Raw genomic sequence first — 424 nt, 5'->3', positions numbered from 1 at the left:
GTGCTGATCCTCATTGTTATTGAGGGCTCATGGTGGCACAGATAGGCAGGCAGGTTCCAACCGTGAACCGCTCGGTCACGTTTTGCCGAAAACCTTTACGTAACGTCCATGCGGCGTCTGGCACGTTGCGCTGATCCGTCCTGCACGGCCCAACGCAAAATGGGCGCGGTGTTGTTGACGCCCAGGCGGATTATCCGGCGCTGCAAAGGGCCTTGGGTAATGTCGAGCATTTCGCTCGCCCAGTCCGGCAGCAAGTCGATACCGGCACGCATCATCAATACACCGAAAGGCTTGGCCAGCCAGTTGGGCGCAGGGGCATCAAGCAGCAGGCGCAGCACTTCGTGACTGCGTTCGTCACACAGCAGTTGCCCGCGAATGTCTGCCAGATAATCAGCGATGGCCTGACGTGAGCGCGGAACATTAT

General features: G+C 58.5%; 1 protein-coding gene. It reads right to left on the bottom strand.

Annotation, left to right across the window (positions count from 1 at the left end; translation table 11 throughout):
- Window positions 1–95: 95 nt before the first annotated feature.
- Window positions 96–424, bottom strand: a 329-nt coding sequence (locus ALP40_RS11890; RefSeq protein WP_122208469.1) for an oxygenase MpaB family protein, incomplete at its 5' end; no start/stop codon positions are given.

It is taken from the genome of Pseudomonas viridiflava (genome assembly GCF_003702045.1).
Taxonomy (GTDB): Bacteria; Pseudomonadota; Gammaproteobacteria; order Pseudomonadales; family Pseudomonadaceae; genus Aquipseudomonas; species Aquipseudomonas viridiflava_C.
The sequence above is the reverse complement of the archived record's forward strand: the minus strand, read 5'-3'. Positions and strand labels throughout refer to the sequence as shown.